The organism is Paenibacillus sp. Z6-24 (assembly GCF_054161335.1).
Genome location: NZ_CP096398.1, coordinates 3,902,850 through 3,927,696, shown reverse-complemented (window position 1 = coordinate 3,927,696; position 24,847 = coordinate 3,902,850). Strand labels below are relative to the sequence as shown.

At 47.9% G+C, this 24,847-nt stretch carries 23 protein-coding genes and 1 riboswitch; of the genes, 13 read left to right on the top strand and 10 right to left on the bottom strand.

Features of this window, described 5'->3' with window-relative positions; translation table 11 throughout:
• Positions 1-104: 104 nt before the first annotated feature.
• Together M1D61_RS17105 and M1D61_RS17100 are read right to left on the bottom strand one after the other, a co-directional pair.
• Positions 105-3,227: an efflux RND transporter permease subunit gene (locus tag M1D61_RS17105; RefSeq protein ID WP_458119823.1), complete on the bottom strand. Its 3,123-nt coding sequence runs from the start codon at positions 3,225-3,227 to the stop codon at positions 105-107.
• Positions 3,220-4,707, bottom strand: coding sequence for an efflux RND transporter periplasmic adaptor subunit (locus M1D61_RS17100; protein ID WP_458119822.1), 1,488 nt, complete (start codon positions 4,705-4,707; stop codon positions 3,220-3,222). Before M1D61_RS17100 ends, M1D61_RS17105 begins: the two co-directional genes overlap by 8 nt.
• A 323-nt stretch (positions 4,708-5,030) precedes the next feature.
• Between M1D61_RS17100 and M1D61_RS17095 the strand changes: the two genes are divergently transcribed.
• Positions 5,031-5,189 carry a hypothetical protein gene (locus M1D61_RS17095; protein WP_458119821.1) on the top strand — a complete coding sequence of 53 codons (159 nt, stop codon included), beginning with the start codon at positions 5,031-5,033 and terminating at the stop codon, positions 5,187-5,189.
• A 315-nt stretch (positions 5,190-5,504) separates the two neighbouring features.
• Positions 5,505-6,779 (top strand): TolC family protein, encoded by a 1,275-nt coding sequence (locus M1D61_RS17090; RefSeq protein ID WP_458119820.1) that lies wholly within the window; start codon positions 5,505-5,507, stop codon positions 6,777-6,779.
• 196 nt (positions 6,780-6,975) lie between these two features.
• On the opposite strand, the gene M1D61_RS17085 is transcribed toward M1D61_RS17090, so the two are convergent.
• Complete coding sequence (locus tag M1D61_RS17085; RefSeq protein WP_458119819.1) at positions 6,976-8,238, bottom strand: MFS transporter; 1,263 nt, start codon at positions 8,236-8,238, stop codon at positions 6,976-6,978.
• A gap of 372 nt (positions 8,239-8,610) precedes the next feature.
• A complete protein-coding gene (locus tag M1D61_RS17080) occupies positions 8,611-9,576 on the bottom strand; it encodes a S8 family peptidase (protein ID WP_458119818.1) in 966 nt (321 codons plus the stop codon).
• A 642-nt stretch (positions 9,577-10,218) separates the two neighbouring features.
• On the opposite strand from M1D61_RS17080, the gene M1D61_RS17075 reads away from it, so the two are divergent.
• The 5 genes from M1D61_RS17075 (at position 10,219) to M1D61_RS17055 (ending at position 15,214) form a co-directional block, all read left to right on the top strand.
• Positions 10,219-10,905: a GntR family transcriptional regulator gene (locus M1D61_RS17075; protein ID WP_458119817.1), complete on the top strand. Its 687-nt coding sequence runs from the start codon at positions 10,219-10,221 to the stop codon at positions 10,903-10,905.
• A gap of 76 nt (positions 10,906-10,981) precedes the next feature.
• Positions 10,982-11,725: an ABC transporter ATP-binding protein gene (locus tag M1D61_RS17070; RefSeq protein ID WP_458119816.1), complete on the top strand. Its 744-nt coding sequence runs from the start codon at positions 10,982-10,984 to the stop codon at positions 11,723-11,725.
• Positions 11,722-12,612 carry an ABC transporter permease gene (locus M1D61_RS17065; protein ID WP_458119815.1) on the top strand — a complete coding sequence of 297 codons (891 nt, stop codon included), beginning with the start codon at positions 11,722-11,724 and terminating at the stop codon, positions 12,610-12,612. The genes M1D61_RS17070 and M1D61_RS17065 overlap by 4 nt, the downstream gene beginning before the upstream one ends.
• 101 nt (positions 12,613-12,713) lie before the next feature.
• The gene (locus M1D61_RS17060; protein WP_458119814.1) at positions 12,714-13,790 is read left to right on the top strand and encodes an ABC transporter substrate-binding protein; all 1,077 of its coding nucleotides are present in this window, start codon (positions 12,714-12,716) and stop codon (positions 13,788-13,790) included.
• A 23-nt stretch (positions 13,791-13,813) separates the two neighbouring features.
• Positions 13,814-15,214 carry an allantoinase gene (locus M1D61_RS17055; RefSeq protein ID WP_458119813.1) on the top strand — a complete coding sequence of 467 codons (1,401 nt, stop codon included), beginning with the start codon at positions 13,814-13,816 and terminating at the stop codon, positions 15,212-15,214.
• A 306-nt stretch (positions 15,215-15,520) separates the two neighbouring features.
• Here M1D61_RS17055 and queF read toward each other — a convergent pair whose 3' ends face one another.
• The 4 genes from queF to queC form a co-directional block, all read right to left on the bottom strand.
• Complete coding sequence (gene queF, locus M1D61_RS17050) at positions 15,521-16,018, bottom strand: preQ(1) synthase (protein WP_017812795.1); 498 nt, start codon at positions 16,016-16,018, stop codon at positions 15,521-15,523.
• A 352-nt stretch (positions 16,019-16,370) separates the two neighbouring features.
• Positions 16,371-17,096: a 7-carboxy-7-deazaguanine synthase QueE gene (gene queE, locus M1D61_RS17045; RefSeq protein ID WP_458122544.1), complete on the bottom strand. Its 726-nt coding sequence runs from the start codon at positions 17,094-17,096 to the stop codon at positions 16,371-16,373.
• Positions 17,097-17,296: 200 nt separating this feature from the next.
• A complete protein-coding gene (queD, locus tag M1D61_RS17040) occupies positions 17,297-17,785 on the bottom strand; it encodes a 6-carboxytetrahydropterin synthase QueD (protein WP_458119812.1) in 489 nt (162 codons plus the stop codon).
• Complete coding sequence (gene queC / locus M1D61_RS17035; RefSeq protein ID WP_458119811.1) at positions 17,782-18,516, bottom strand: 7-cyano-7-deazaguanine synthase QueC; 735 nt, start codon at positions 18,514-18,516, stop codon at positions 17,782-17,784. The genes queD and queC overlap by 4 nt, the downstream gene beginning before the upstream one ends.
• 278 nt (positions 18,517-18,794) lie before the next feature.
• A riboswitch (PreQ1 riboswitch) is annotated at positions 18,795-18,838 on the bottom strand.
• 290 nt (positions 18,839-19,128) lie between these two features.
• Here queC and M1D61_RS17030 point away from each other — a divergent pair.
• Positions 19,129-19,635 carry a barstar family protein gene (locus tag M1D61_RS17030; RefSeq protein ID WP_458119810.1) on the top strand — a complete coding sequence of 169 codons (507 nt, stop codon included), beginning with the start codon at positions 19,129-19,131 and terminating at the stop codon, positions 19,633-19,635.
• 152 nt (positions 19,636-19,787) lie between these two features.
• Here the strand turns inward: M1D61_RS17030 and M1D61_RS17025 are convergent, their stop codons facing one another.
• Positions 19,788-19,925 (bottom strand): DUF4253 domain-containing protein, encoded by a 138-nt coding sequence (locus M1D61_RS17025; protein WP_458119809.1) that lies wholly within the window; start codon positions 19,923-19,925, stop codon positions 19,788-19,790.
• Positions 19,926-19,931: 6 nt separating this feature from the next.
• Entirely contained in the window at positions 19,932-20,681 is a 750-nt protein-coding gene (gene gpmA, locus M1D61_RS17020; protein WP_458119808.1) for a 2,3-diphosphoglycerate-dependent phosphoglycerate mutase, read from the bottom strand.
• Positions 20,682-21,046: 365 nt separating this feature from the next.
• Between gpmA and M1D61_RS17015 the strand changes: the two genes are divergently transcribed.
• From M1D61_RS17015 to M1D61_RS16995, 5 genes are all read left to right on the top strand, one after another.
• Positions 21,047-21,304: a hypothetical protein gene (locus tag M1D61_RS17015; RefSeq protein ID WP_458119807.1), complete on the top strand. Its 258-nt coding sequence runs from the start codon at positions 21,047-21,049 to the stop codon at positions 21,302-21,304.
• A 104-nt stretch (positions 21,305-21,408) separates the two neighbouring features.
• The gene (locus M1D61_RS17010) at positions 21,409-21,636 is read left to right on the top strand and encodes a hypothetical protein (protein ID WP_458119806.1); all 228 of its coding nucleotides are present in this window, start codon (positions 21,409-21,411) and stop codon (positions 21,634-21,636) included.
• A gap of 280 nt (positions 21,637-21,916) precedes the next feature.
• The gene (locus tag M1D61_RS17005; RefSeq protein WP_458119805.1) at positions 21,917-22,738 is read left to right on the top strand and encodes an imm11 family protein; all 822 of its coding nucleotides are present in this window, start codon (positions 21,917-21,919) and stop codon (positions 22,736-22,738) included.
• Positions 22,739-23,208: 470 nt separating this feature from the next.
• Complete coding sequence (locus tag M1D61_RS17000; protein ID WP_046213138.1) at positions 23,209-23,532, top strand: hypothetical protein; 324 nt, start codon at positions 23,209-23,211, stop codon at positions 23,530-23,532.
• A gap of 720 nt (positions 23,533-24,252) precedes the next feature.
• A complete protein-coding gene (locus tag M1D61_RS16995; RefSeq protein WP_458119804.1) occupies positions 24,253-24,843 on the top strand; it encodes a hypothetical protein in 591 nt (196 codons plus the stop codon).
• Positions 24,844-24,847 lie beyond the last annotated feature (4 nt).

Genomic DNA, 24,847 nt, shown 5'->3' with positions numbered 1-24,847 from the left:
AAAACGGACCCTTGCTGTAGCAGTCCGTTTTCGATCCGGTAGAGCCGGCGTATACGTTCGGCTCCTTCCGTTTACTATTTTGGAATGGTACCCGTCAATCGGAATTATACTTTGGGTGCAGCATTCAGTTTTTCCAGCCGTCTTTGTTTGCGTTCCATTTTACGTGCCTGGCGCTTGTCTTTGGAACGAGCGACAACCATATAGAGAGATGGAACAACGAACAGGGTCAGGATAGTCGAGAAGATCAGACCAAAAATAATAACAACCCCGAGCGGGCGGAACAGCAGCTCGCCGACTGTTGCAATCGGAATCATACCGACAATCGCTGTCAGGGAAGTCAGCAGGATCGGACGGAAACGGGCAGAGGCCGCCTGGATAATCGCTTCCTTCAGTTCCATGCCTTCATGTCTGGCATCCTCGATAAACTCGATCAGTACGATACCGTTCCGCACGACGATACCCGCGAGGGCGATAATCCCCATGACTGACATAAAGCCGATTGGTGTACGTGTCAGGAACAAACCGAGAATACCACCGGCTGCTGCCAGATACACTGTCGTCATAATGATGAGCGGAATCGACAGGGAGTAGAACTGAATTACAATGAGAATAAAGATCAGGAAGACGGCAACAACGAACAGTTTACCCAGGTCACCGAATGTATCTGCCTGGTTGGATGTTTCACCGCCAATTTCCCATGTGTAACCTTCAGGGAAATTTATCTGCTGCAGCTTTGGCTGGATCTCCTGCATAACTTCGGTAGCCGTACGTCCGTTAACGTCAGCTTCGATCGTGTTGACGCGCTGCAGATCATAACGGTCAATCTGCTGGATGGAGAACGCTGGTTTCATGCTGACGATCTGGGACAGCGGAATCTGTACGCCTGCTGAGTTGGTAATGTTTACCTGCTGCAGCAGTGTGGTCGGGCTGACGGATTGCGAGCCCTTCATGTACAATTTCATATCTACCAGATCTTCACCATTATCAAAGTCACCAATACTCATCCCGCTGCCCATCATGAGAAGGGTCTGGGTCAGATTGCTGTAAGTTACTTTGTAGCGGTCCATCGCCTGTTTGTTTACGACAAAATCAAGTGCATAGTTATCGATACCCATTGTATCGGTAATACCATAAGTACCTGGTGTGTTACCTATAATTTGCTTGATCTGATCCGTCAGACTACGGATCTCTTCCAGATCATCTCCGAGAATACGAATGGATACCGGTTTACCGACAGATACCCCCAGATCGGTTCCGCTAACGGATGTCTGGATGCCCGGATAATCTTTTTTGAGTGCATCTGCCCACTCGTCGGTCGTCTGGTTGATGTTCATGCCATGCTTACCGGTAATGAGAATCTGTCCGGCATTGGCACTGCCGCCGCCAAGTCCACTCAGGTTGGTGAACAGCTGGGGAGCCGCGCCGCCGGAAGCATACGCCATATTTTCAACTTCAGGCTGCTTTTTGAGCCATGCGGCCATACCCTGGACGATCCGGTCTGTTTCCTGCAGCGATGTACCGGAAGGCAGATTCACATTGATCGTAATTTGTGGATCTTCGGATGTCGGGAACAGCTCCACCGGAGTGAAGGCTGCGAGTCCATAAGCGAATGTACTGACGACCAGACCAATCAGACCGATCAGCAGTGGACGTTTTAATACTTTTGGCATCAGGCGGTGTGCGTAGCCATTGCTTACTGCCTGAATCTGCTTGCCGAGCAGACCGGCAGGCTTGTCTACATGGCGTTTGCCGCGTTCGATCTGACGTTCTTCATACCACTGGCGGAAGATCGGGATGATCGTCAGGGACATGATCATCGAGGCCAGCATACAGAGCGAGATAACGGTCGGGATCGGACGGATAAAGGCGCCCATATCACCCTGCAGTACCATTAGCGGCAGGAAGGCCGAGATCGTTGCCAGTGTAGCGGTGATGATGGAAATGGCCACTTCCTTGGTTCCCTTGATCGAGGCATCGGTCGGATTCTCTCCGAGTGTGGACAACCTTCGTTCAATATTATCATTGACGACGACAGCATCATCGACCAGAATCCCGAGTACGATGATCAGACCGACAATCGTGATCTGGTTCAGCGTAATGCCGAGTCCCGGCAGGAAGATCAGGCCTAGCGCAATCGAGACCGGAATGGCAAGTGCCACAAAGCCGGCAGTCAGCAGGTTCATCCCGAGCATACAGATCAGGATAACCGCTGCGATGGCGATCAGCATTTCCTTGATCAGACCACCGAAGATCCGGTCCACTTCGTCATTCTGTGCGAACAGGGAGACGATTTTGACATTGGCCGGCAGCGTCTTTTTGAGAGAATTCATTTTCTCGGTCAAGCGTTCGTTCATCGTCGGTACGTCAGAGCCGGTCTGGCTGCTGATATCCAGTGAAATGGAAGGAACACCATTATAGTAGCTTAAGTAGGATTCGGTTTGCTTGAGTAATTGTACATCGGCTACATCCTTGAGGTAGACAGGGATGCCTGCTTCAGTCTGGAAGACTACGATGTCTTTTAATGCATTATAGTCGGTTGCTTTATCAACAGTCAGTTGATAGGAACGATCCTCATAGGTGATGTTACCTGTAGGCACCCGGTTGTTCTCGGACTGGATGGCCTGTCGTATCGTTTCCCAGGAGATATTGTATTGCTGCAGTTTGGCCATATCGAGATCGATACGTACCTGCTGATCCGGAATCCCCTGAATCTCAACACTGGTAATCCCCGGTACGGAACGAAGCTGGTCGCGCCAGGTATTCATCAGGTCACTGAGACCGTAGATATCCTCTTTCGTTTTGCCGTAGATGGCAAACGACTGTACAAAGGTAGAGGTCAGGTTGTCATTGACGACCGGTGTATCGGCATCGGCAGGCAGTTCGGCCTGGGCATCCTCGACTTTGCGTCGTAATTCATTCCATGTATCCTTGGCATCGGCATCATCCTCGGCCTGTATGGTAATGTTCGAAATCCCGTTACCCGAGGTAGAGGCGATGGTTTTGAGATTGGTAACTTCCTTGATCTTCTGTTCGAGCACTTCGGTCACGGTCTGTTCCATCAGTTCCGGTGTAGCCCCGGCGTAAGTGGTAGTGACGAGTGCCGTTTTGACGACGATATCCGGCATGAGCTGCTTCGGCATTTGGGACAACTGCGTGACACCGAACAAGATCAGCATAACAAAGAAAAGAAGGGTGATTTTACGCTTGCGGACAAAGTAATTAATCATTAGCCTGGGCCCCGCTGTTCGCATTGTTGGCGGCAGAAGCAGCTTTGTTGTCCTGTGCTTTGCCCACTGTCAGATCATCTCCATCAAAGAGACGGTCTGCACCGCGGGTAACGACTTTATCGCCCACCTTCAGCCCGCTGACGATTTCGTAGCGGTTATTGTAGAGATTGCCGAGTTTGACCGTCGTTTTGACAGCTTTGCTGTTGACTTCCTTAAATACATACGGATCACTACCCGAGCTGATCACCGCTTCAACCGGCAGCAGGAGCCCCTGTTTGGAGGAGGCCTGGCGGGAAGCACTTACAACCTGACCGGGCTTCCAGTCTGAATTTGGATTGCTGATAGCGACTTCCACATTGATGGAACCGGTGCTTTCATTAGTCTGCGGATACAGTTTGGACACTTTGCCGGTACGAACTTCATCGTACAGACTGATGCTCACTTCCTGTCCGACTTTCCACTCTGTAATCTCGCTGTCCGGAATGGGCAGCAGTACTTTGAGGCGGTTCATTTCACCGATAGTGAATACTTCTGTACCGGCACTCACCGTCTGGCCTTCGGAAAGCTGCTTAGTTAGAATAACGCCGGAAGCAGGGGCTTTCAGGTTGGCACGGGTCAGTTTGAGCTTCGCCGTATTGAGAGCAATCACAGCCTGATCATAGCTGGCCTGGGATTGTTCCACACCGGCCTGTGCCTGCTCGACAGCAGCATTGGCCTGTGCGACGCTGGCCTGTGCATTTTCAATGCCAACCTGTGCCTGTTTGACAGCGGCAGCGGCAGAAGCGCGATCCGACTGGCTGGCGCCTTCGAGAATGAGGGACAGCTGTTCCTGTGCATCCTTGAGGCTTTCGCTTGCGTTGGCCAATGTAGTCTGCGCCTGCTCGTTCTCCTGCTGGGTTAACAGCCCGTTATCGAAAAGGGTCTGTGCGCGAGCAGCGGCCGTTTTGGCTTGATCATAAGCGGTTTGAGCTTTGGTTACTGCATTTTGTGCCTGTGCCTTTTCCTGTGGGCGTTTGCCGGACAGTACACCCTGTTCACTGGCACGGGCACTTTCGACCTGTGCTTGTGCAGAAGCAACGCCAGCAGCCGCCGCCTGCTGACCTGCTCTGGCATTGGTCATTGAGGCGCGTGCGCTGGAGAGTGCAGCCTGTGCAGCAGCAACGGATTGATTGGCATTTTCGACTTCAAGCTGAATATCTGCCGTATCCAGCTGTGCCATTACAGAGCCCTTATTGACACGATCTCCCACATCGCCATTTACAGCGGAGACGGTTCCATTAATCTGAAAGGAAACAGGTGTCTCATCGTAAGCAGCGAGGGTACCGGACAGATCATAGACTGCATCCAGTGATTCCTGTTTGACAGTGGCAACCTGAACCATACTGGTTGCCGGTTCCACTGCAGCATTCTCGGTTGAACAAGCAGTCAGACTGACTGCCAGCAGAAGTGCTGTAAAGGCCATTGGCCAGCTCTTCCTCATAATTTCAGTATCCTCCTCTAAACTCTCCGGTTTTTTTTGTACTCTCTAGTTCATGGGTGAATTATAGAATCAATCCACACTACTTGTCAATTGTATCAACAGCCATTTTTTATGTACTCAATCCCGGGATGTAGATTAAAACTATCAAAAATACGTCCTCGAACCGATGTTAAAATAAAAGCACTTCCATACATAAAGAAAGAAAAAAATGCAATTCTGCCTTTTAATGAAAGAAGCAGGAATGAATATTGTGAATATTGTGTGACTGCAGGTAAGTTTATTGTATAATCGAGATACAAAATATGGAAGGAAGGGTGTTGCACATGAGACCTGATGAAGATCGGAACAGACAGCATGACGGCGAGGAGCAACCTCAGTACCTGGCTGTAAAGCCGCCCATATTACGTGAACGGATGCAATTACTGAGCGCAGCAGCGCTGCTTGTGGCTGTTGTTATCATGCTTATCGAGTGGCAGTGGTAGCGCTGACAGGGAATATTTATCATTTTCATAACCAAGCAGGAATCTGGAACTACAGCAGAATCCTGCTTTTTTTGTAGTGTGCAGCAGCAGTGGAATGGACAGAACAAGAAGCGGCTCCGAGTGGTCTGACCCGCTAAATCGAGCTATATTAATAGGTGGGCCTTTTAAAAGTTTAACCCATTTATCACAATTATGGTTGATTTATTTCGTTAGGAATGCTAAATTAATTTTATTAGGAATACTAAGTTTTTTTGGTTTTCTCACAAAATTAGTGATGTTATTGAGATGAAATATAGGAAAGAAGGTTATTGGTATATGAAAAAAGCAATGGTAGGTGCTTCTGTGTTTGCAATGCTGCTTGCTGCAGCGCAGCCGGCAGTACTTGTACATGCAGCAGACAGCACAGCTGCAACCACAACAACGGACGGAACAACAGCTGCAGCAGATAGCGCTACAGCCCAGCAACCAAAATCCCAGATCTCCGGTGTAAGAGAACCGAAAAAGGTAGACAGCCTGAATCTGGAAAAAGTGATTGATCTGGCGATCAATGACTCCTACAATCTGCAACTGCTGCAATTGAAATATAAAGTACTGGATCAGCAAAATGCCAGTCTGGGTATCGACTATGTTGATTATGTGAATGCATCTCCGGGTCTGACATACACACCTAAAAAAGGAAGCAACGAAGTTGAACTCTCACAGGGTTCCCAGACCGGTCAGACCCTGGAAGACAATCTGCGTGATCTGGACACCCAGAAGCTGAACACTCAGCTGCAGGTGGATGAAGCCAAAGAAGGTACAAGACTGGCCATGACCGGTCAATATGTACAGCTGCTTTCCTACCAGAAACAAATTTCTCTGTCCCAGGAACACATTCAGGTACTGACTCGTGATCTGCAGCGTGCACAAACTCTGCAATCCCTTGGTTCTGGTACACAGGAAGATATCGACACAGCAGACCGTGCGCTCAAAACAGAGCAGGATAACCTGACAACCCTGAAAGATACGTACCAAAAAACACTGGCAACCCTGTGCTACGATCTGGGTATTGTATATGATCCGAATCTCAAGCTGGACCCTATCCAGGTAACACTGGAGCCGGCTCCTACAGTGGATGCAGATTCACTGCTGAGCAAATCTTATCAAATCCAGTCTCTGGGTAACAGCGTAGCCAAAGCCCGTACGGATGAAGACAAAAAAATTACCGGTAACAGCTTTGACGAGCAGGCGCTGAAAGCGACCACTCAAATTGCCGAGCAGCAGCTGGAACAGGGTAAAGTGACTTATGCCAAAGCGATTCAAACCAATCTGCAGGATATGGACACAGCGTTCAAAGATGTTCAGACTTCCCAGCGTCTGGCACAGGATGCCAATGTAGATGGAGTGAACATGCAGATCCGCTACAATGCCGGTGTGACGACCAAGTACGATATGGAAAAACACCAGTATCAGGTACATGCAGCACAAGCCAAAGCCGAACTGACACTGATGCAGTACTTTGTGCAGCAGGCTAAAGTTAAAGCGATGAGCAATGGCTATATCGCCAACAGCAGCGCTTCTGCTGGAGCATCAGCTTCTGCGGGAAGCTAAGCATCATTTCTCTTGACCTAAGGTATATGAAGAGAACTATGTAATGGAAAACACCTGTCCGATGGACAGGTGTTTTTTGCGTGGTACCCTTATTAATCTTGTAATCTTTGTTATGCATGTACATGTATATGCCTTAATCCGTATAATGCCCGTTCTCATAAACAGGCTGGCTCAGGAGCAAGGTAGAACAGCCTGTTTATGCCGAGGCACCATTTGTCCATTCATTGAGTTTGCGATCCGAAGGCAGCAGGAAAGTCAGCGCACCAAGCAGTGGCAGGAAGCTGCAAATCTGCATCACCGGCGAGATCCCAATCGAATCGATCCAGCTGCCGAGTACGAGTGCCCCGATACCCCCCAATCCAAAAGCAAGTCCGGTAATCAGACCGGATACAGTACCGATCCGGCCGGGTACCAGCATCTGTGCATAGACTACGGTCACGGAAAAGCTGGACGTGATAATAAAACCGATAATAGCGAGCAGGATGCCGGTCCAGAACAGATTCGCATAAGGCAGCAGCAGCGCCAGTGGTACCGCTCCGGCCATCGACAGGAAGATTAGATTCCGTTTACCAAACCGATCTGCCAGAGGACCGCCAAAAAAGGTGCCTACTGCCCCTGCAGCGAGAAACAGAAATACATACAGCTGGGCATCCCCAACGCCCAATCCGAATTGCTCGATCAGGTTAAAGCTGTAATAGCTGCCGATCGAGGAGACATACCAGGAACGAACGAATACGAGCAGAATCAGGATGACCATAGCAAAAGCAATTCGGCTGCGCATCTCGGGACGAATCTTTTCGGCCGTCTGGCGCTTTTTGTGCAGATTTTCATTTTGCAGGGCACCGCCATACCAGCGGGCGATAAACAGCTGTACCAGAATACCGATCGCAGCCACACCGGTAAAGCCGATCGCTCCAAATTGGCCATAAGGCACAAAGATCAGCGTAGTCAGCAGCGGAGCGAGAGACTGCCCGGCATTGCCGCCTACCTGAAAGATAGATTGGGCGAGGCCGCGGCGGTTACCGGCGGCCAGATGGGAGACTTTGGAGCCTTCCGGGTGAAAGGTAGCCGATCCCAATCCGACAAATACGACAGCGACCAGCACGGCTGTATACGAGCCGGCCAGTGCGAGCAGCAGCATTCCGGTAAATGTAAACGCCATACCGATCGGCAGCAGTGCCGGGGTAGGTCGTTTATCCGAGAAGAGGCCGATAAACGGCTGCATGATTGAAGCGGTAAAATTAATCGTAAAGGCAATCCAGCCAATCTGGGTATAGTTGAGATTCATCGTCTCCTTGAGAATCGGGAAAATGGCCGGAATAACAGACTGCATGGAATCATTGAACAAATGAACAAGCGAAATGGCGAGCAGTACGCCAAATATCGTCTGATTGGCAGAAGGCGGTATATTCCGCTTTTTTGCTTTGGCGGCAGAAGAGGACGCCGTTGATAAGGCCACAGGACAGGACTCCTTTTAAATAAAATAATATGTAGATGGAGAAGGGGGAATATTCTTTACCCCACGTCAAATCTGTATTTTAGTATATCAGAATTTGATCCATTCTTGAGTGCCGAAAGAAAAATACTTTGTGTGACAAGTAAAATAGTGGTGAGGTTTTCAAAGCTACCTTGAAGGATAAAGATACGGGAGAACAATAGCCTGTCCACCAAATATAATTGGCTGTCTGAGGATGCAGTCCAAAAAGCGCACCTGGATGCAGAAAGGCACCGGATGCGCTGAATACAGTTGAATAGATAGGTGAAGCCGTCTTTGTTCCAAAATGCGGAGAATACATCAATTGGAGGATAGATTCTATGGTGCTGACAGCGGTCAAGAACGATTCAGCATCTTCACAATCGCTTCAGACTTGAGCACCCCGGCCAACTCATCCAGTGCGGTTAAATATAAAAATCCATTACCTTCCGCACGGGCTGAATAGCCAAGAGGAATCGTCCGGCGAACCAGCTGGGCATACAGCTCCGGCTCTGTCAGTTCCCGTTCAAAGCTGCGATTGGCAATGATTTTGATCAGCGCCATCGCTCCCGATACATGAGGGGTAGCCATGGAGGTACCGCTCAGCGTAGCATATTTGCCATCCGGGTAGGTAGACAGAATATCTTCGCCCGGTGCTACCAGATCAACCTCGGTATTGGTATTGGAGAAGTCGGAAGATTGTCTGGACAGATCGACCGAACCGACGCTGATCACTTCATTATAGTAACCCGGATAGCCATATTCATCGGTTGCTTCGTTATTATCTCCCTCATTGCCGGCAGCGCAGATAACCAGAATATTCTGTTCTACTGCTTGTTGAATCGCTTTATGCATAGCAGGTACATCTTCAGGACCGCCGAGCGACATGGAGATAATATCGACCTTTTGCTGAACGGCATAGTTGATGCCATCGATAATCCATTCATACTGTCCAGAACCTTGGCGATCCAGCACTTTGAGGATCAGCAGATTCGCCTCCGGTGCCACTCCGACTACGCCCGAGTCATTGGATATTCCGGCAATCGTGCCAGCCACATGGGTACCATGACCATTATAGTCCTCGTAAATATCCGGATTTCCGTCATCATCTCCAGTAAAATTGCGTCCTCCCCGAATCCTGCCCTGCAGATCCGGATGATCGGTATCACATCCGGTATCCAGAATAGCAATCGTAATCCCTTCTCCGCGACTCTGTTCCCATACCTGGGGAGCCTGAATCAGCGCAACTCCCTGCGGAGTCTCGTGTACCTGTTCTGCCTGAGCGACCACTTTGTAAGGAATAACTCTCATTTGACCTGCCATTTCGCTTCCTCCTATCGATAATCGAGATGATGGAGCAATGGAGCAACCAAGTGTGCGGGCTTACAGACGGTAATGAGCCAAGAGCAGCACGGTAGTGATCATGAAGTTGACATGATCGTTAAGTCGTGTTTGGTATATTTTAACAGTCGTGGCTTTAGTAATCTATAAGCAGTTGTCGTTTTTGTGTTCATTTGGGTGGTTGCTGGGAGTAGGAAAAGTTGAAAGATTGCCGGGTGGAGTTTGACCGATGCGAAAAGAGATTCTGCCGCTGGCAGAATTCTCTTTTCTCCGCTTTGTGGAGCGACATACTTGAAGTGTTACTTTGCGACGGATTGCTTTTGGAGACCTCGAAAATGAAACATCAAAATATAAATTCTTAGAATAACTGCATAAAATTATGTTAGTTTATATTACATAAAATTAGATGATGATAGATTTAGATTTATAAAAAGCAAATTATTAGTCATAATAGATAACATAATATAAAAATTTAGCAGTATATACAAAGGTGAATACCTCTTTTAGTGCACGAAAATAGAAAAAAATACGAATTGTGTTATAAATATTGACGCAAACTCTGTACCAGACTTATACTCCGTGTAAATAAAGTTGCGAAATCATGTAGGGAGGAGCACATGAATATTGGGCCAGGAACAGGAAATCTACTATGCGATCAAGCAGGCCATTATTGAACAGAAGATGCGTCCGAATATGCAGTTGGTTGAAGAAGTGCTGGCCGAGTCATTTGGGGTAAGCCGGACGCCGGTACGCAATGTTGTCCGTCGGTTGGCTGCGGAGAAGCTGGTTACGATCATTCCTTACAAAGGAGCATTTGTATCCTGTCCGACGATTCAGGAAGCCAGGCAGGTATTTGAGATGAGACGTGTGATTGAAGTGGCAGTGGTGCGGAAGGTGTGTCAGCAGTTCAGTCATGATCAGTATGAACGGCTCAGCCGATTGATTGAGGAAGAGCATCAGGCACAGCATGATGGGCAGATTTTTGAAGCGATTCGGATAACGGGAGACTTTCACCTCCGGCTGGCGGAAGCTTCGGGCAATGCGTACTATCATCGCTATCTGGAAGAACTGATCTCTCTGTCGTATGTCATCATTGCGCTGTATGGAGAGCAGAAGACCAAATGCTGCCAGGATCATCAGCGCATTTTGGAAAATATCCGCCAGGGTCAGGCCGAGGCAACTGAGCAGATGATGCTGGAGCATCTATGGGAGATTGAGAAGGAACTGAATTTTGACGAGCAGCATACACGGCTATTGTCGCTTGCGGATATTTTTCAGGAGCACCGGCAGGTAGGCAGTTCGACGTCCTGAATATTCATTTGCTCCGGATTGTATACAATCTTGGATGCGAAAATTAGACCGATTGTACCCAAAGGAGAGAGGCCGTATGAAATTGACAGTTGAAAAGGTACGCAAGAACTTTGGTGAGCGGACGATTCTGCAGGATGTGGATCTGACGATACATGAGAATGAATTTATCTGTATTCTCGGACACAGCGGCTGCGGCAAGTCGACACTGCTGAATATGGTGGCCGGCTACATATTCCCGGATGAAGGCGAGATCAAGATCAACGGTGAGAAGATTCAGGGACCATCCCGTCAGCGCGGTATGGTGTTCCAGGATCATGCACTGTTCCCATGGTGCACGGTACTGGAGAATGTCGCCTTTGGCCCGGAAGTACAGGGAATGCCCAAGAAGCAGGCCCGCGAGACGGCTGCCGAATTTCTCAGCCTCGTCGGACTGGAAGCTTATGGCACCCATTATCCAGCCGAGCTGTCCGGCGGCATGAAGCAGCGGGTAGGTATTGCCCGAGCGATGGCCAGTCACCCGGATATTCTGTTGATGGACGAGCCGTTTGGCGCACTGGATATTCTGACTCGGGACATGATGCAACGTGAACTGCGGAGATTGTATGAGAAGCTGCGCACTACTATTTTGTTTGTAACCCATAGCATCAGCGAAGCGGTCTATCTGGCCGATCGGGTTGTCGTGATGAAGCATGGTGTGATCGCAGAAGTGTTTGAAATTGGTATTCAGCATCCGCGTTCCTTTGATTCACCGGGATTCGCAGAGACGATGGCCCGGATCGAACGGCTGCTGATGGAAGACGAAGAGGAGGTTAGCGCATGAACGATATCCACACCACGCTCTCCAAGACAGGCGAGGCAGCAGCACCGGCACTCAAGCTAAGCACGGCCCGCAAGCGTAAAGGAAAAGGTTTCCAGTCTACCATGGACACGATCAAAAATATAATCCCGTATATTTTATTCTTTGCCGTGTGGGAACTGTTTTCCCAGCTGAATGGCCGCCTGCAGATGTTCAATCCACTGTTTCTGCCGGCGCCTTCCCTGCTGATCCATGACGGCTGGGCACTGGCCAAGACGGGAATTATTCTCGATAGTCTGATCGCCAGCTCGATGCGCATTTTCTTCGGATTTGCCTGCGGAGCGACAGTGGCGGTACTGCTCGCGGTGCTGATGAGCAAATTCTCTATGCTGGAACGCTGGATGTCTCCTTTTCTGACGCTGGTCAGTCCGATTCCTTCGCTGGCCCTGCTGCCACTATTCATTATCTGGTTCGGTATCGGCGAATTTCCCAAAGTACTGCTGATCGCTTGGACGACATTCGTCCCGGTGTTGGTCAATACGGTGGAAGGCTTCAAATCGGTTCCTTCCACACTGATCCGTTCGGCACTCAGCCTGGGCGCCTCGGAACGTCAGGTATTTACCCGTATCATGATTCCTTCGGCTATTCCCAATCTGCTCATAGGTGCACAGATCAGCTTGGGACTTTCCTTTTCCGCATTGATCGTCTCGGAGATGATGGGCGCCGATTCGGGGCTGGGCTATCTGATCGTGGATGCCCGCAATTATTTTAAAGTGACCAATATGTTCGTGGCGATTATTCTGATCGGTATCGAATACAGCCTGTTCGCCCTGCTGCTCAAGCTGCTGGAACGCAAAGTGCTGGCCTGGCGCCGGGGCGGGATGGGCGAAGCGGTCGAAAAGACCAGGTAACGACTCGCAGACACAGGATGATTACCTTACAGCCAGACCATCACAGCAGGAGGTATCCCTATACAAAGTACACCAATTCTATATTCAAGGGGGAAATAAAGATGAAGAAGAACTGGCTGCAAATGATTTCGGGTCTGGCAATGGTGACGGTACTGGCAACGGCATGTTCAAGCGGAGGTGGTGCAGACAAAGAAACGGCTGCAGCGAGCAGTGCAGCCGGATCAAGCACAGGGCTGGAGCAGACGGATATTACGTTGGTCGGTGTTCGGGATGCACAGATCTCCTCGCAGCAGATCATTGCCGACAAGCTGGGCTACTTTAAGGAAGAAGGATTGAATGTAGAGAGCAAACTGATCGAGAGCGGCCCGGATATCGGTCCGATGGTCTCTGGCGGCAGTGCGCCGATCAGCATCCAGACTAACTTTATGGATATTATCCTCAAGTCCAACAATATCGGTGTCAAAATCGTCGCTCCACTGGCCCAGATTGCCGGTACACAGGCAGTGGTCGGTTCTTCCCAACTGCAGCTCGGTTCAGCCAAGGATCTGGAAGGCAAAGCGATCGGCATCCCGAACGGCGCCGATGTCAAAATCGCCATCGATAATATGGGCAAAGAGCTTGGCGTAGATGTGAGCAAGATCAAATTCGTCAATCTGGCGCCAAGTGACGCGGTGGTCGCGCTGCAAAATGGAGATATCGATGCGATGGCTGCCTGGGAACCCTTTATTACCAAAGCGGTGCAGGGCGGCGGCAAATTCCTGTTCAGCGGTACCAAAAGCGAACTGCCTGACAAAAAAGGCGATGTAAACTGGATGAGCGTGCATACGACGATGCAGGTCACCGATCAATATCTCCAGGAAAATCCAAACACGGTCAAAGCGGTACTGCGCGCACTGAACAAAGCCACCGCCTATATTAATGATCATCGCGAAGAAGCGATCAAGATTCTCGCTCCCGAGCTGCATCTGAGTGAAGCCGAACTCAAGGAAATCATGAACCGCAACGTCTACTCCATGACAGTGGACGATACGTATGTAAATGGCAGCAATGGTCCTGCTGTCGGTAACTATCTGCTGTCTGTTGGTAATATCACATCCATCCCGGCTCCGGCTTCCTATCATGACCTGAGTCTGCTCAAGGATGTGGATGCTTCACTGGTGAAGTCGGATATCAAATAACTGCAGACAGGAGCGTACAGACTATGCATGTATATGATCTGGTCGTGATCGGCGGGAATGTTATATTTCCGGATGCCATAGAGCAGACCGATATCGCTATACACAACGGTAAAATCGCGCATATCGGCAGACTGTCTGCCGCGGATATTGCAGGTGCGGTGCAGGTAATACATGCTGATGGCATGCAGGTAATGGCCGGCATGATCGATGCCCATGTGCATTTTAATGAACCGGGATTTGGCGACTGGGAAGGGTTCAAGACCGGTTCGGCTGCACTGGCAGCAGGCGGATGCACCACCTATATGGATATGCCGCTGAACGGCGTACCGCCTACCGTTACGACGGCTGCGCTGGAGTGGAAAAGGGAATTGGCTGCCGGTCATTCCCATGTCGATTATGGCTGCTGGGGCGGCCTTGTGCCAGGCAATCTGGAAGAGCTGGAAGCACTCAGCGAACAGGGAGTATGCGGGTTCAAGGCATTCATGTCCGCACCGGGAGATCCCGACGAAGAAGCCTTCCGCAATGTCGATGATACTACCCTGCTGGAAGGTATGCAGCATATCGCCCGCACCGGCCGGGTACTGGCACTTCATGCCGAGAGCGAGCCTGTCGTCTCGAAGCTGACAGCATCTCTGCTCGCAGAAGGACGTACGACAGCTGCCGATTATTCGGCTTCCCGTCCGATCGAGGCCGAGCTGGAAGCAGTCATCCAGGCACTGGAATATGGCAAGCAAACAGGCTGTCCGCTGCATTTTGTCCATATCAGCAGCGCAGCCGCTGTACAGATGATCCAGAATGCCCGAACAGAAGGGATGGACGTCACGCTGGAGACCTGTCCCCATTATCTGACCCTGACCGATCAGGATCTGGAGCAGATCGGGCCTGCTGCCAAGTGTGCGCCGCCGCTGCGCAGTCCGGAGGAACAGGAACTGCTCTGGCAGTGCATCGCCGCTGGACAGATCGATATGATCACCTCCGATCACTCGCCCTGTCCGACTGCACTCAAGACGGACGCGGCGCATATGTTCGAAGCATGGGGAGGTATCTCGGGAGCACAGCATTCCCTGGAACTGATGATCAGTGAAGGTTATGTAAAACGCGGATTACCTCTGCCGCTCATCAGCCGGATGGTTTCACTTGCACCGGCCCAGCGCTTCGGATTGTATCCGCAAAAGGGCGAAATCGGCATCGGTGCAGACGCGGACCTGGTGATGGTGGATCTGGATGCCTCTTATACGGTAGATCAGGAACAGCTATTGTACCGGCACAAACACAGCCCTTATGCAGGACACGAGATCTTCTGTCAGGTGCAGCTGACAATGGTACGTGGACATATTGTATACACCCGAGAGCATGGGGTGACAGATGAACCAATCGGCCAATCCCTCTGTATTCCCAATGAAAAGCCGCTGAGTCTATTTTGAACAATGCTGGCAGCATACGTGAGAAATAAGCAGAGGCATATTCTACAGATGTTACATTCGCACGATATATTGGAGATAATAATCGATAATGCACTGACAAGGATTCCTATCCAGCTCATCCTCATGACAAAAAAGCTCACGATCCTCACCAAACAGTGGGGATCGTGAGCTTTTATTTTAAAGGTAACCTGCAAGCGTTTGGCAGTTTGAACGCGAGGTTCAATACAAAATGATTTTGCAAAGCAAAATATCCTACGGCTTCAAACCTGGAGGAAAGGCCCCTATTTCTTTCTGGAGGGATGGATATTAACGGTTATCGATCGTCTCCGGATACATATCATGGTTCATCATGCGATGCTCGGCCATTTGCTCATATTTGGTGCCCGGCTTGCCATAGTTGGTGTACGGGTCAATGGAGATGCCGCCGCGCGGGGTGAATTTGCCCCAGACTTCGATGTAACGCGGGTCCATCAGCTTCACCAGATCGTTGAGGATGATGTTCATGCAGTCCTCGTGGAAATCGCCATGATTGCGGAAGCTGAACAGGTACAGCTTGAGCGATTTGCTTTCCACCATTTTCACGTCGGGGATATAGCTGATATAGATGGTCGCAAAGTCCGGCTGGCCGGTAATCGGGCAGAGGCTGGTGAATTCCGGGCAGTTGAATTTGACAAAGTAATCACGGTACGGGTGTTTGTTGTCAAAGCTCTCCAGGATGCTCGGGTCGTACTCGAATGTGTATTTGGTGCCCTGGTTGCCGAGCAGGGTAAGGTCCTGCATTTCGTCTTGTTGTCTTCCTGACATATGGGAATCTCCTTTTTACGGTGGAATTTTAGTGTGCATGGAGAGCAGCAGCGCTGCGAGGATGAGATTGCTCTGTCGGCCGCTGGTAAGCCCGGATATTTTTGAAATGACTGCTTGCAGCAGTAAATATCCGGGCTTAAAGGCGGCCTTTAGAGCAATTTCATCCTCTCCGCTGGAGCGTGCAATTCATTTGCACATATTAAAATAAAGTACATTAACAAAAAAGATCTTCAAGCCTGCGGCTGGCATGAGGGTATTGGGATGACAGTAGATTCGGCTACTCGCCTTCTATTGAATATGGCTGATTATCACAGCATGTTCATTTATTACTGAAATCAAAGTACAACTTCTCTTACACGCCGCGTTTGTTGCCCCATACGAGGGTGTGCAGCTGCGGCAGGATGCGGGCGTCGTTGAAGGCGGGGATGTCCATCGCCTGGTCGATCAGCCATTCGTAGCGGTGCAGCAGGGAAGAAGCGATGTTCTCGTCTGCGCTGGTGACGTCCGGGTTGCCGGTTTGCATGTAGAACGGGACGTTCGGGTAGCGTTTGTGTACCTGTTCGGCGTATTTTAGATCGGCTTCGTCGAAAATAACGACTTTGAGGCTGATCGACTGGTCGACAGGAGCCTGCTCATCCGAGTCGGCATAGATAATGCCCTGCATCATCTGGTTGATCTGGTTCTGGCGCAGTTTGCGGATGATGCTGTCGAGTATCTCGAAGTTGGTCTCCATGCCCGAGCTTGGCGGCTTGGGGGAAATGGTAACGTCGTTGATATCGAGCAGCCAGTCCTGCCAGCGGGAGCCCTGTGTCTCGACAGCGGTACGGATGCCGTCCTGACGGAGCAGCTGTACCAGTTCCCCGATCGAACCCAGCAGTGCCGGATTGCCGCCGGAGATAGTGACATGGTTGAAACGGTCACCACCGATAGCTTTGAGCTCATCGTATACATCATGGGCGCTCAGCTTGCGGATCTGGTCTTTGGCACTGCCATCCCAGGTGAAGGCCGAGTCGCACCAGCTGCATCGGTAGTCGCAGCCTGCGGTGCGCACGAACATCGTTTTTTGCCCGATGACCATACCTTCGCCCTGGACGGTCGGTCCGAAGATCTCCAGTACCGGGATAGTGGCTGTAGGGCGGACTGGCGTACCGACAGATTCATTGCCGCGACGGAATTGCTCATTTTCGCGACCAGCCGGGTCATTTGTATTATTTGACTCTTCCTTACTGTTTATCGGTTCGACCATCATATTGGCGGGTTTGTCGGTGAGCAGTCGGCTCATGATTCCATCCACTCCCGTCTGGCTTCGGCGTAGCTGGTCGGTGTCTCGTACAGCTGGACGAATTCGGTGCGTCCACCCTGGATCTGGTTACAGTAAGGGTCGCTTTGCAGCGCCTGTTCCATCTGTTCATACAGCCAGACGACCATATTCTCGGCAGTGGTATTCATTGGCGGCAGCGTCTCGTTCAGATAGCGGTGATCCAGATACGGCTCGATGCACTCTTTCCAGATATTCTTGATATCACCAAAGTCGATCACAATGCCATTAGTGGACGGGATGCCGCTAATGCCAAAAATGACTCTATACGTATGTCCATGCAGGTTCATGCATTTGCCTTCATAGGCATGCAGATGATGGGCTGCATCGAACGTGAATTCCTTGTTAACGAGCACCCGCTTGCGATGGTAGCGGAGCTGCTCATGCTGGATATCGGTGCCATACTGCTGCAGTTTCTCTACGATGCGAAATGGTCCGGGCTGGTTCATCGCTGGCCTCCTTGCGGAGCTGTCGCAGACGTATCCGTGTCATCCAGCTCGATCATGATGCGGCCTGCAGCCGGGGTGGATGTGCGTTCCTGCATGTATTTATCCAGTCCTGCCTTGCGCAGCTTGCACGCCGGGCATTCTCCGCAGCCATCGCCGATGATGCCGTTGTAGCAGGTGAGTGTGTTCTCGCGAATATATTGAAAAGCGCCCAGTTCGTCCGCCATCTTCCACGTCTCCGACTTGTCCAGCCACATTAGCGGCGTATGAATGACAAAGTCATAGTCCATCGACAGATTGAGCGTGACATTCATGGATTTGACGAAAATATCACGGCAGTCCGGATAGCCGCTGAAGTCCGTCTCGCATACGCCGGTGATGATATGACGTGCGCCCTTTTGCTTGGCCATAACGGCCGCGAAGCTCAGGAACAGCAGATTCCGTCCATCGACGAACGTGCTTGGCAGCTGTCCTTCTTCCTCGGTAATCTCGATATCCGAACGGGTCAGGGCGTTGGGGGCGAGCTGGTTCAGCAGGCTCATATCCAGAATCGTCTGCTGTACACCCTGTTCCTCCGCGATTTGCTTGGCGACTTCGATCTCGGCGCTGTGACGCTGCCCGTAGTTAAAAGTAACGACTTCCACCTCGGCAAAAGTCTGTTTGGCCCAGAACAGGCAGGTCGTACTATCCTGGCCGCCGCTGAATACGACAACCGCTTTTTCATTTTTAAGCATAAAAAAATCTCTCCATTTCCATCAGGGGATATCAGAAAATACAGCCGGGCCTGAAATGGTATCTGCTGCACAGCAAGACGATCCGGCAATAGCCGTTCATCATCAGGCAGGATACATATTCTGGCCAAACGTGATTTCTGTTGTCCTTTGGGAAGAAGAGAGTTCCATGAACTTGATCTATAGTGGCATTTTGCAGCATCTTATGAGGGAAAATCAATTATGCATAAATAGACCCGGATGTATACAAAATGCTCAAGCAAAAACAAACCTGCGATGAGGCGGTTTTAGTTTTTTATAGAGGGAGTTCGCGAACCTCTCCCGCGTCGTACTCCACAGAACCTTCATTTATACCGATGATATAAATAGTAGTTCCAATCAGGACAACCACGGACTTTCTTCTGTTCAGGATGCGGCTGTAAAAACCGCTTCATCAGTATAGCATATCCAAGCATGATTGCTAGGGTAAATTATGCCAGTCAATGGACATGCTAAAGCAGAATTTATCCGACCTATTAATTATTGAGTCTTGGAGTTTGGCAGTCATTTGGTAGAGGTCAATATAGAAACCAAAAGGTTTTATATTAATAAATTATGGTGAGGGGAGGGCAATATATGTTAGTTAGTGAATTCCATCTGTTTTTAGGAGAACCGAATTTTTATATGAATTTGGATGAAACAGATAAACATACGAAATCAGAGGCAGCACCTGATATAAATAATCAAAATGTAAGAGTAACTTTTCTTGATGGAGAGAATTGCAGAACCATTGACGGAGTATTTGAAGAATTTAATGAAAAGTTTAGCTTCCCTTCTTATTTTGGTTGGAATTGGAATGCTTTGGAGGAGTGTCTGAGTGATTTGGATTGGTTGAATGCTCAAGGACACCTTGTTTGTATGGGTAATGCCGAACAATTACTTTATTTATCTGATAATGATCTGTCTGCAATTTTGGATATATTAAAAATAACAGCTCTAGAATGGAGCAATGGAAGACAATACTGTGTTCCTGAACAACCACCGATGCCTTTTAAAGTAATATTTTGCTGTTCTGCAGATCACCAAGAAGATTTTAAGAAACAACTTGAAAAAGCAGATATATATGCGGATATGCTCCTGTAATTTACTATAAAACATAGTAAGTGTGTAAAACAGAAAGTGATTAAATCAAGTGATCGATGGCTGCTTTTTTGCAAAAGGGATAATAAATCAGTAAAAAAGCGGCTGTACGCCAGATCACTGCCGTATACAGCCGCTACTCTATCTAACAGAAATCAATCCCACCAGAAATACCAGATATCCTGCTGCTTCAGGTAGCTGGCATATTTGCCAATCGTATCAAATGGCTCCGGCACATAGGGGGAGAACAGCATATGCTGCTTGGCCAGCTGCAGTGCCTGTTCGTTCAGCATCAATCTTTACTCAGTGACATTGCCCTGGTTGGCGACCTCGGCGGATTTGCGTTCGATATGTTCCGGTTCACCCAGATAAAAGCGGCGGATCGGCTGTACATGCTCATCCAGCTCATACACGAGCGGGATGCCGGTTGGGATATTCAGCTCGGTCAATGACTTTTCATCGATATCTTCCATATACTTGATCAAAGCCCGCAGGGTGTTGCCGTGGGCGGAGATCAGGATGCGTTCTTTTTTGCGGATGAGCGGCACAATCCGCTGATGCCAGAAATCACCTACCCGGTGCACCGTATCCTGCAGGCTTTCCCCGAGCGGCAGATCATGATCGGCAATGTTTTTGTAGCGATCCTCCAGCCTTGGATTACGCGGATCATCCGGATTTAGCAGCGGCGGTCGGACGGTTAGACTGCGGCGCCACAAATGGAGCTGTTCCTCGCCGTACTTCAGTGCTGTATCCGTTTTGCTGAGACCCTGCAGGGCGCCATAATGCCGTTCGTTCAGCTTCCAGGCTTTTTGCTCGGGAATCCAGAGCAGATCAAGCTCGTCGAGAATATAATGCATCGTCTGAATGGAGCGCTTCAATACAGACGAGAATGCCATATCAAAGGTATAGCCGGCTTCCCGGATCAGATGCCCGGCTTCGCGTGCTTCATGAATACCTCTTTCGGTCAAAGACACATCGGTCCAGCCGGTAAACAAATTTTGGCGATTGTATTCACTTTCCCCATGACGAACAAGAATGACGTGATACATAAAACATTACTCCTTTCAGCAGATGAGAATGACTGGATTTGTTCATATAGTGGAGATAAAAGTGATAGTGTAGAGACTGCCGAAGTGAGCAAATCAGGGTCTGACTGACACTAGACAATCGGATGACTGGATGAAGTATGTATGCTTGCTCTCTATTTGATTTTTTTAACCAATCTAATGAAGATAAAATCATTTTAATGCTTTATGCACTTCTTTAAATAATGAGTTATAGCACTTTAATGAATTTTTTTATATGTAAAATTTGACTGTTTCTAGCCTAATAAGACACTGTTTGAATTCTGAATATAATTGCTTTATTTGGAGTAGGAGTCTTAATCCATATATTGAAGAGGAGTCGAGGAATCATGAATAATATTTGTTTGGTATGTGGGTATGATCAATTGGAAGAACCTCAATATGTAGAAGGGGTGCCAAGCTATGAAATTTGTCCTTGTTGTGGATTTCAAGCCGGATTTGATGATGATGCTGCAAGTTACCCGCAGACTATACCAGAATATAGAGCCGGTTGGTTAAAGCATGATGCGCCGTGGTTCTCATCCAGAGGAAAGCCAGTAAATTGGAACTTACAAGAACAGTTGAAAAATATAAACTTTGAATTGTAATTATAATATAGACACGCATACAAAAATTCAGTTCAGAAGCTTGATATCACATAAATACAGGATTATTTGGACAGGTTTTTCAGTATATAAAGGAGCATAAAACCATGAATGCAGATAAATACAAGAAATTTAAGTATTTTTTGGATTGTTATATTGTAATAGCAGAGAGTGATATTGGCGTTCTGGAAACAATACAAGAATTCAAGAAGTCTGAAAGTGAGACTACTATGCAAGCTCTTATAAATGAATTGTTGGAAATTCAAAAAAGAAACAAGTGGGAAGAAATTCAAAGAATTATAATTGAGCATTCATCTAGAAGTATTAGTAGATAATATGTGGAAAATCTTACAGTGACTATTAATGAGGTTCCAATAGGTTGCTTCGATATTTTCCATCAATTGATTATAGATTCCAGCTATACAAATAGCCGGACTATAGAAAAAATGGGATCTCTTGAAATGCAGTTGGAGTTACAGGAAGCATCTATACTAAGTTTGGGTGAATTAGATTTAAACTGAAAGAAATAATCAAGACGTCAAAACAATCTGCATTGGATAAGGGTAGAGCTTAACATCTATACTATTTTTGCAATCCGAAGGAAGAAGGAAATAAATGAAAATTTGGAGTATTATGCTCTCAGGCGAAGCTTTACGTATTGACGAATTAGAAGATGCTAATAGAATACAAGAACTAATAAATGAACTATGTATAGGCGAGAAAGTTAATGATTGGTCAGGCATAAAATTAAAAACGTATTCAGAAGGTCTATATTCTGATTTTGCAAATTTCTTCCACGGACTACCTTTATTTAGTCGAAAAGCACTAAAAGTATTTCAGCCGCTAATTGGAGATCAGGTTGAATTTCTATCTGTGACACATCCTGATCATAACTTTTTTATATGTAATATCCTCAACATAGATGATTATATTGATCATAGTCTGGCTATACCAAAAAGAATTGAAATTTTAAAATTACTTCGAACATATGATCATTATGTTTTTAAAGATGCACTTTTAATGCATTCTGTCAGAAGACATATTTTCCGAATTCCCGAGCTAAAACGTAATATTTTTGTTTCTGATGAATTTGTACAAACCTATCTGGATAATAACTTGAATGGTCTGGTCTTTGAACTGGTTTATGATTCTGAATCGAAAGATGCTGGTGATGAAAAACAAATCCTTGCCTATCAGAAATATATTGCGGAAAAGATTGAAGTTGGTGAAACCTATACCTGGACTCAGGCAATGAAGCTGATCGAACAGGGAGCAGCTTTTGCCAGTCAGCACTGGAAAATCCAACAAACTGAAGATGGAGATTTTATGATAGGACAGTTAACGAGAGAGCTAGATTATCAATTTTTTGTCCCTACAGTCACCCTAAAAGAGTTGCATAAGTTGAACTGGTACAAGACCAGTAAATCAGACATTTAAAATAATAGTAGCGTATTATTCAGATAAAGCCAGCTGCGAATATATACTTGAACATACAACTCATACAATCGCCGAAATAAACGATTTTCTGAACTGTATGCCATATTAACGGAACGGAAGAAAGGAAATAAGGATAACGGACGATCTTTAAGCGTTTGGCAGTTCAAACGCGGAGTGCAATAAAAAGTGATTTTTGCGCAGCAAAATATCTTACTGCTTTAAGCCTGGAGATCCTCATTTTTCTCCCAATAATTAAAGGATCTCCGGGCTTAACCAGAGGACGTGTCCTATTCCTTTCTGGAGTGAATGATGACCAACCTCCCCATATCCATTGGCAAGCACTCCCTATTCATGTTATTTTAAAGCAGACAGCGATAGCACCAACCTGACCGCAAGCAGCCATACATCAGGCACTATCGCCTTAACCACTCGCTTATATCAAACTAACTAACCATAAAGGAGATTCACCCATGAACATTACCATTCGCCGTGCTCAGCTGGAGAAGATGGAAGAACCGGAAAAAGGCTATATCGGCAAAGTCGAACTGGAAGTCGAAGGTCATGCAGAACCTTATGAAATCACCCTGTTCTCCAAACGGGGAACAGACTGGGATTACAGCCTGCATTTCCTCAATGAATCCGGCAAGGAAGAAGAGATCGAAGCCCTGGAGACGGTTATCGAGGAAAATGACGATGAATTCGATCGCATTATTGATGCAGCATGGGATGCCTGCGCCAGCGAGGACATACCGCCTCATGTCCAGCGTGAACGCGAGGAAAATGCTAACAACTGATTCGATGACCGGAACTTGATCATGTGCTCAATCATCTGACAGGTTCTATTCTGTTCCTGTTTTCACAGCTGTTTTCGGTATAAATATAGTCGATCCAACAGCCCCAAAAGCACGTTTCCTACAGCCATCTACTGTATCTGATACAGCGGGTGGCTATTTATGCTGCAGTTATTGAACGTTCATCTTGATAATGCCATCCTTTTTATTTGGATCGGGACGCTATTTAACATTCAAGGCACAAAGCCATGTCTGTATAGATACAATTTACCGGTTATCCTCAGAAAAAGTCGAAAGTATTTAAAAAGTTAGTATTTAAGCACTTTACTCAAGAAAATTAGCTAAAATATAGGTCAGCTCCCTTTTCAATTGTAAATATAATGGGTAGTAAAGACTATTAATTGCGCAATCACGTATACCGATTATGACAAATATCTTCAAATTCTGAACAACGGAGTCTTTAGACTCAGGATTTTGCAGGTACGATCCTGTTACACTGAAATATGCTCTGTGATACGTAAAGTATCCGTATATACTATATTGGAAACAAGGCATCTAGCAAACGAGCAGAAATGACAGTTACCTGATGTACCCTTATTACAGACCAAAAATAACTATGCAAAATAGATGTGAACGTAAATGCGAAAGAATGGTTGAAGCGCGACGAAAAAGGCCGTTAAACAATGCCAATCTGAGGAATGTATAACAGAGAGGAGATTAATAATGATCAGTTTTTTTCGCAATAAAACGATTCCGTTAGCAGAGCAGTGGAATAAGCTGCAGGAGGCAGGCATTGTACTGAATGCCCAGGTGGAGATGCAGCAGGTAATCGCTGGCAATTCACTGTCCTGGTATGAGGAGCGGCCATATACCAATCTGCTGATTTCACTCGGAGAACAGATCTGTACGGATCATGAATACGTCTATCCTTCGGATCAGCTCTGGTACGTCGATCTGCAGGCAATTGAGAACACCGATCTATACACTCAGCTGGCCGAACGTATGGTGGCGATGACCGGAGATCAGCTGGATATGAAGTTTATCCGCAGTTGTCTTGATCACGAGAAAGAGCAGGTGTTATTCTCTTTCCTGTATCATGGAGAGAAAGTCGAATGGGATATCCGGTATTACCATGAATGGGCAGACAAGACGTTTTTTGACCGGGTAATTCAGCTGGATATGCGGCGCGGCGGAGAGCGGCAGTTTGTCTATATGGCACTCGGTCAGCATCTGCTGATGGCCTACATTGACCAGAAGCAGTACAAAATGCTGAACAAGCTGGTCGAGCCTCGTTTTGAACTCTGGAAATCATAAGCCG